The sequence below is a fragment of the Trichococcus sp. genome, assembly GCF_055118575.1.
The window spans coordinates 106,649-114,000 of sequence record NZ_JBSQPW010000003.1; the positions used below are offsets into that span (position 1 = coordinate 106,649).

Annotated in this window: 8 protein-coding genes; 4 read left to right on the forward strand and 4 right to left on the reverse strand. The window is 52.3% G+C overall.

Going from position 1 to position 7,352, the window contains the following annotated elements; genetic code table 11:
- The first annotated feature begins 118 nt into the window (after nt 1–118).
- From ACTCCX_RS01600 to ACTCCX_RS01610, 3 genes are read left to right on the forward strand one after another with little or no spacing between them, the layout of a single operon-like run.
- Entirely contained in the window at nt 119–322 is a 204-nt protein-coding gene (locus ACTCCX_RS01600; protein ID WP_463274414.1) for a PLDc N-terminal domain-containing protein, read from the forward strand.
- On the forward strand, nt 322–1,239 hold the full coding sequence (locus ACTCCX_RS01605; RefSeq protein WP_463274415.1) for an ABC transporter ATP-binding protein: 918 nt from the start codon (nt 322–324) through the stop codon (nt 1,237–1,239). Before ACTCCX_RS01600 ends, ACTCCX_RS01605 begins: the two co-directional genes overlap by 1 nt.
- Entirely contained in the window at nt 1,236–2,000 is a 765-nt protein-coding gene (locus ACTCCX_RS01610; protein ID WP_463274416.1) for an ABC transporter permease, read from the forward strand. The genes ACTCCX_RS01605 and ACTCCX_RS01610 overlap by 4 nt, the downstream gene beginning before the upstream one ends.
- Nucleotides 2,001–2,180: 180 nt before the next feature.
- Here ACTCCX_RS01610 and ACTCCX_RS01615 read toward each other — a convergent pair whose 3' ends face one another.
- Genes ACTCCX_RS01615 through ACTCCX_RS01630 form a run of 4 tightly spaced genes read right to left on the reverse strand, consistent with a single transcriptional unit; the run spans nt 2,181 to nt 5,929 of the window.
- On the reverse strand, nt 2,181–3,128 hold the full coding sequence (locus ACTCCX_RS01615) for a FecCD family ABC transporter permease (protein WP_463274424.1): 948 nt from the start codon (nt 3,126–3,128) through the stop codon (nt 2,181–2,183).
- Nucleotides 3,129–3,177: 49 nt separating this feature from the next.
- Nucleotides 3,178–4,182, reverse strand: a complete 1,005-nt coding sequence (locus tag ACTCCX_RS01620) for a FecCD family ABC transporter permease (protein WP_463274417.1) — start codon at nt 4,180–4,182, stop codon at nt 3,178–3,180.
- A gap of 15 nt (nt 4,183–4,197) precedes the next feature.
- On the reverse strand, nt 4,198–5,133 hold the full coding sequence (locus ACTCCX_RS01625; protein ID WP_463274418.1) for an ABC transporter substrate-binding protein: 936 nt from the start codon (nt 5,131–5,133) through the stop codon (nt 4,198–4,200).
- On the reverse strand, nt 5,117–5,929 hold the full coding sequence (locus tag ACTCCX_RS01630; protein WP_463274419.1) for an ABC transporter ATP-binding protein: 813 nt from the start codon (nt 5,927–5,929) through the stop codon (nt 5,117–5,119). Before ACTCCX_RS01630 ends, ACTCCX_RS01625 begins: the two co-directional genes overlap by 17 nt.
- Before the next feature lie 167 nt (nt 5,930–6,096).
- Here ACTCCX_RS01630 and ACTCCX_RS01635 point away from each other — a divergent pair, with 167 nt between their 5' ends.
- Nucleotides 6,097–7,116, forward strand: coding sequence for an NAD(P)/FAD-dependent oxidoreductase (locus ACTCCX_RS01635; protein ID WP_463274420.1), 1,020 nt, complete (start codon nt 6,097–6,099; stop codon nt 7,114–7,116).
- Nucleotides 7,117–7,352: the final 236 nt, after the last annotated feature.

Sequence of the window (7,352 nt, forward strand, 5' to 3'; positions counted from 1 at the left end):
GCTCTTTGTTATACTTGTTATATAACGAATGCGAGGTCAAAACTGTGAATAACCCTTTGAACGCGCAAAACGGAGAAATGAGAAAATAGGCGTAAACAAAGAAAGAAGGCGAACTTTTATGATGGCAGAACTGCAACCCTACTTACCCATCCTGATTCCATTGGTCGTGATCCAGATCATTTTGTTGATCACGGCGCTGATCCATCTGAACAAGCATCCCCAAGTAAAAATAGGCAGCAAAAATCTGTGGATCTTCCTCATCATCTTCCTGAACATCGTCGGTCCGGTCCTGTATTTCCTGATCGGAAGGGGCGATGAGTGATGGATATCCTCACAATCGCCGGCTTGGGGAAAACATTCGGGAGCCAACGCGTTCTCAATGACCTGTCCTTCTCCGTACCTGAAGGCTCGATCTACGGTTTCATCGGCAAAAACGGCTCCGGAAAAACGACGACCATGAAGATCATTTTGGGCTTGCTTCAGGCGGATTCCGGTGAAATCAGCGTTTGCGGTCAAAAAGTGCGTTACGGCGATACCCGGACGAACCGCTTCATCGGCTATCTGCCCGATGTCCCGGAATTCTACAGCTTCATGACTGCAAAGGAATATCTGCGGTTCTGCGGCGAAATCACCGGCATGCCGACCGCGCTTATCCGAACCAATATTGATGAACTGTTGGATCTGGTCGGGCTGGCAGATGTGAAAAAACGCATCGGCACCTTTTCCCGCGGCATGAAGCAGCGGCTGGGGATCGCCCAGGCTCTGCTGAACGAACCGCGATTGCTGATCTGCGACGAACCGACTTCGGCTCTGGATCCGATCGGCCGTAGGGAAATACTGGATATCCTGCTGAAAGTCAAGGAACGGACGACTGTGCTCTTTTCGACGCATGTGCTTACGGATGTGGAAGCCATCTGCGATCGGGTGGGCATCCTTGATAGAGGGAAAATTGTCCTGACCGGATCGGTATCCGAACTGAAAAACACGCACTCGAGACATTCATGCACGGTCACTTTCCGGACGCCGGCGGATACCGTTGCATTCCGGAAAGATCCGCGGATGAGTGCCCTGAATACAGTTTTGCATGCCAAAGATCTCTCCGTCACCCTCCACGCCGATGAGCCGGAACAGGCCATGGCGCTGATCATCCGGATTTTAGGTGAGACCGGACTGGTTCCGCTCCGCTTGGAAACAGCCGAACCCAAATTGGAGGATATCTTCCTGGAGGTGGTCCGATGAGAGCGTATCTTGCCTTCACCAAAAAGGAACTGACCGAGTATGTCCGCAACTTCAAGCTTTTTCTGGCGATCGCCTTGTTTGCGCTGTTGGGCGTCATGAATCCGTTGACGGCCAAATTTTTGCCTGATCTGCTGGGTAATTTTATGCCAGAAGGGATCACGATCCTGATTGCAGAGCCGACAAACCTCGATTCCTGGATCCAATTCTTCAAGAACGGCACCCAAACCGGCCTGTTCATCATCGTCATCCTCTTGAGCGGCATGATGGCGAAGGAATACGAAAAAGGCACGCTCATCAATATGGTTACGAAAGGTCTTCCGCGCCGGACCATCCTCTTTTCAAAATTCACCGGCGCGCTGCTGATTTGGACGATCAGCTTTTGGCTCTGTTTTTTCATCACTTTGGGGTACACGCTTTATTACTTTCCTGAAGGTACGACCGAAAACTTGTCGCTGTCCGTCATCAGCCTCTATCTGTTCGGTATCCTCTTGATCGCCGTTCTGCTGCTCGGAGCTGTTCTGTTCAAAAACGCCTACGGACCGCTGTTGTTCACCGGCGCCTTCCTGATGGTGCTGTTTTTATGGAATCTCTTCCCGGAAGCAGCCGAATGGAATCCATTGATGCTGACTTCACGCAACATGGACTTGTTGCAGGGGACGCTGCTGCTTGAGGACCTTCGGAATGCGCTGTTGGTAACGGGGCTGATGAGCGGATTGGCTCTGATTGTGGCGTTGCAGATCTTTAAAAAAGCGAAATTATAGTCAAAAACACGCAAAGCCGCAAGGAGAATCATCTCCTTGCGGCTTTGCGTGTTTCGTATGGATTCGAGTCCGGTTTCGTGGTTTTGTGCCGGCGAAGGCCGTGTTGTCGGATTACCCGAAAGAACCCGACAACCGGAACTCGCCGGAGCTGACGAACCCGCTGAGGATGTATTCGTCCTCTCAGCGCATCCTCCCCAACAGCAAATACAGGAAATAAGGCGCCCCAATTAGGGAAACGACGATACCTGTCGGAAAAGCTGTATCCATCACTGTGCGTCCGATCGCATCGGCGCCCAGCAGGATGCTGCTGCCGATCAGCAGAGCGATCCAACTGTAGCGTTCATGCCGTTTGCCGACCAGTTTTTTGGCGATGTGCGGGGACATCAGGCCAATAAAGCCGATGTTGCCCGTCAATGAAATTGCCGCTGAAGCAATGGCGACCGCACAAAGCAGCAGGATCATTTTTTCGTTCCGGAGCTTCAATCCCAGCGCAACAGCGGTCTCCTCCCCCAGCGCAAGCATGTTCAGCGTCTGTGCCTTCAGGAAAAGGATCCCCATCGCCAACAGCCAGCCTGGCAGGATCGTGAGCACGAACGGCCAGGTCGAGCCCCAAATGTTTCCCGACATCCAAGCGGTGATGAAGCTGACGTCGGTTCGGTCAGAGGAGGACATCAGCAGAACGATCAGCCCCGAAAAGGCGGAGGAGATCCCCGCTCCGATGACGACCAGTTGCATCGCATGCTGCTTGTGGCTGCGGCTGTAACTGAGCAGATAAACAGTGGTGGCCGCCACTAGCGCGCTCAAGAAAGCGACAAGAGGCAAGACAGCCGAAAACTGCAACATGCCTTCGCCCGCGAACAGATAGAAAATCGTCACACCCAGCCCGGCTCCGGAATTGATGCCCAGCAGTCCCGAATCGGCCAGGTCGTTGTTGCTCAGTGTCTGCAGAATGATGCCGGCTCCTGCCAGGCAGGCCCCGGCCATCGCCAACACCAGGGCCCTAGGCAAGCGGATCTGGTAAAATACGTAGTTTTCTTTGAAAGCCCCGTTCCCTGACAGCACCTGCAGGATGCGGTCCACCGGGAGCGAGGAATAACCCATGGACAAAGCGCCGAGGAAAGCCGCCACGAACAAAAGGATACAGAGCCACAATTTTTTCCGATAAGTCGGATTCCATTCATTGAACAGCTTTGATCCCCCCTTTTCTGGCGATCGCCACGTAGAAAGGCACGCCGATCACGGAAACGATCGCCACTACCGGAATTTCGAAGGGACTGACGATCGTGCGGCCGAAATAGTCAGCCATGATCATAAAGGTCCCGCCGACCGTGATGCACAACGGGATGATTTTGCGGTAATCCTGCCCGACCATTTTGCGCACGACATGTGGAATCATCAGACCGATCAGGGCCAGGTTGCCGGCGATGGCAACCGCGCTGCCCGCAAGCAAGGTGATCAACAGGATCAGGACAGTCCGGATCAGATTGGTCCGTTGCCCCATGCTGATGGCCGTTTCCTCGCCCAAACTCAGCACCGTCAACTGGCCGCTGAAGACGAGGCTCAAAAGCAACGCCAGTCCGACGACTGGTGTGATGCTCAAAATATTCCAGTCTACGCCCATCAGTCCGCCCGATGTCCACATCGAAACGTCTTTTGAGATGCGGAACCAGATCGCGATGCCGTCCGCGATGGCTTGGAAAAAGAACGAGACGGCCGCTCCGATCAGGATCAGATTCAACGGCGACTGCCCGCTCCTTGTCGCATTGCTGAGGCCGTAGACGAACAACATCGCCAAACCAGCTCCAATAAAACAGGCAACAGAAACGAGCAGATAGGAACTCTGCGGAGCCAAGGCATAGACCAAGGCCACCGCGATGTTGGCTCCGGAGGTCAGCCCCAAAAGCCCGGGATCGGCCAGCGGGTTCCGCGTCAGCGCCTGCATGATCGCTCCGGCTACAGCCAAGGAACTGCCCACGAAGAAGGCACCCAGTATGCGCGGAAAACGGATGCCCCTAAGGACAAGGTAATAATCTCCGCCGCCTTCCCCGATGATCGCCTCGATCAGGTCCGACCAATCGGTTTCCGCCGCTCCTGTGTAAAGCGCCAGAATCGCTGCCGCGATCACCAGTAGGATCGTGCCAGCCAGATAGATTCCGAAGGCATTTCGTTTCCGTTTAGTCACTGCAATCGTCCCCTCTTATTCCGCTAAAAAGGATTCCTCGAAGAAGTCCAGTTGGTAGTCCAACGATAGCGAATCATTGAAATAGAATGTCTCGGCATCTGCCACAAAAACTTGGTTGTTTTGCACAGCTGGAATATTCTGGAACCATTCGGCATCCAGGAAGCTCGATTCCGGATCGGTTGCAGCCAAACTCAGGATCAAGTAATCGCCGATGTAATCACCAAGCACTTCTTCCGAAATAGCATAATAGCCTGCATCCAGTGCGCTCTCTTTGACCGTTTCAGGCATATTCAGGCCCATTTCTTGATAAAGGATTTCCGTGCCGCGTGCCCAATTATCGCCGAAAATGTACATCTGTTTTTCGAAGTTCTCGGCAACCGTAACTGTTGCATCTTCGCCGATTGCTGCCTTGATTTCTTCTCCAACAACCTGCGCTTCGGTCTGGAATTCCTCCACCCACGCGACAGCTTCTTCTTCCTTGTTGACTACTTTCCCGATTTCCACAATCTGATCCAAATAGGAGAGTTCTCCGTATGTGAATAATACCGTAGGCGCGATTTCCGACAATTGGTCAGCATTTTCGATGTTGTCCAAGCCGATGATCAGATCCGGCTCCAATTCGAGGATCTTTTCCACTTCGGCATTCGATACGACTGCGACTCCGCTGAGCCCTTCACTGAAATTCGGGTTGCCGGCAGACCAAGCGTCCACGCCGACGATGTTGACATCGAAGTTGATGAGGTCACCCGCGTAGGAAGAAAGCACCACTACCCGTTCCGGATCGGCCGGAACCGCGATTTCCTCGCCGTCGACTGTTGTGTAAGTCACTGTTTCCGTCTCAGTTGCCGCGCTTTCGCTCGTTTCATCAGATGTATCCGTTGCGGAGCAGGCTCCCAGGATCAATCCGGCACTCAATAGCATTGTCAGTGATAGCTTATTCATTTTTTTCATATTCATTCTCCTTTTTTATCAGTTCATACCCGATGATGACGGGTTTTTTTGTCTTTTCGTCCGGCTGGATGGTCGGACGGATGTTGAAGATGGACGCGATATTCGCTTCGGTGACGACTTCCTCCGCTCCACCTTGGCAGACGACTTTTCCGTCCGCAAGCGCAACGATATGGTCGGAATAGAGCGAAGCCTGATTGATGTCATGCAGCACCATTACAATCGTATAGCCTTCCTCTTCGTTGAGTTTCTTCAGCAGTTCCAAAATCTCCAGCTGGTAACTGATGTCCAGATAGGTCGTCGGTTCATCCAAAAAGATGATGTCCGTCTTCTGTGCCAACGCCATCGCCAGCCAGACCCGTTGCCGCTGCCCACCCGACAGTTCATCGATGAAACGGTAGCGCAACTCGTCGATTTGGGTCTTCTTGATCGCCCAATCAATGATTTCCTTGTCCTCGCTGCCCAGTCCCCTTAAGCCTTTCCGATGCGGGAAGCGGCCGTAAGAGACGATTTCTTCCACAGTGATGCCGGACAGGTTTTCCTGACGCTGCAGCAAAATCGCGATCCGTTTCGCCAACCGTTTCGTATCCATCGTAAAAATTGAAACCCCGTCCAACAGAATGTCGCCGCTTGAGCAAGTCAGGATGCGCGACATCGCCTTCAACAAGGTCGACTTGCCGCACCCGTTCGGCCCGATGATCGTCGTGATTTTTTGCGGCTCGATAGTGACTGAGATATTTTTCACAATGATCTGCTTGTCGTATTTGATTTGCACCTCCTCAACTTTCAGGCTGCACATGCCTTCATTCCCCTTTCTATATCCTTGCTGATGCGATCCGTTTGTGAATCGCTCTTGACATTTCCGAATAAAAATTATTTAATTGATAATGAGAATCATTCTCATTTATAATTTATTCTATTATCATTCATAACAACCAATTAGTCAACAGAAATTGAGGTGGTCTTTTGAACGAAGTATATGACGTAACGATAATCGGTGGCGGCCCTTCCGGTCTCTACAGTGCTTTTTACAGCGGGTTGCGCAATCTGAAGACGAAAGTGATCGAATCGCAGTCCGTTCTCGGCGGCAAAGTCAATCTTTACCCGGACAAAATCTTGTGGGATGTCGGCGGTCTGACGCCGATCACCGGCAAAAAGTTCCTTTCCAATTGCATTACGCAAGGACTGACCTTCCATCCAACCGTCTGCCTGAATACCGAAGTCAGCCAGATCACCAAAACGGCAGGCATTTTCGATATTCGCGCCAGCAACGGCGACCATCATTACACGAAAGCGGTGATTCTGGCGTACGGCAGTGGGATCATCACGCCAAACAAGCTGGATATCGCCGGTGCTGAGCAATTTGAACGGACCAACCTGCATTACATCCCGAATAGCCTGCATGCATTCCGAAACAAGAACGTTTTCCTTTCGGGAGGCGGAAACACAGCCATCGAACAGGCGAACGAACTGTTGGCCATCGCTGACGGTGTGACGTTGGCATGCCGCAGCAATGAACTGCGCGCGCATGAGCACAGTGTAGAGACTTTCCGCAACAACGGCGGAAAGCTGCTGCTGGAAACAAAGATCCGCTCCTTCCGCTCCAACCGCCAAGGCGAAATCGAAGCTTTGACCTTAACCGTCGCCGGGGAGGACCGTACTGTCGCTGCGGATGCGGTCATCGTCAATCACGGCTTCGCCAGCAAACAGGCCATCGCTTTTGGGGATACGTTGAGGCTCCAGTTCAACGAGCATAATTTCATCGAAGGCAGCCCCGACAGCACGCTGGGGTGCGCCGGCATTTTCGCGGCCGGGGACGCCATCGCCTATACAGGCAAAATCAATCTGTTGGTCGGCGCCTTCCAGGACGCCGTCAACGCTGTCAACAGCGCCAAACAATACCTGAACCCGACCGCCGAAAAACAGGCGATGGTGTCTTCGCACAACGAAGCCTTCGCAGAGAAGAATAAACAGTATAGTCTGTAGATTTGTAGATTTGTAGATTTGTAGATTTGTAGATTTGTAGATTTGTAGATTTGTAGATTTGTAGATTTGTAGATTTGTAGATTTGTAGAAAAGCAGCCGGCGGGGCGTCCCATCGGCTGCTTGCTGTTTTTACTTGTGGTTGTCGGATTCTTTCCGGTTATCCGACAACCACCGACACATTTGCTTTCCGGTTGTCGGATTCTTTCCGGTTATCCGACAACTACCGACACATTTGC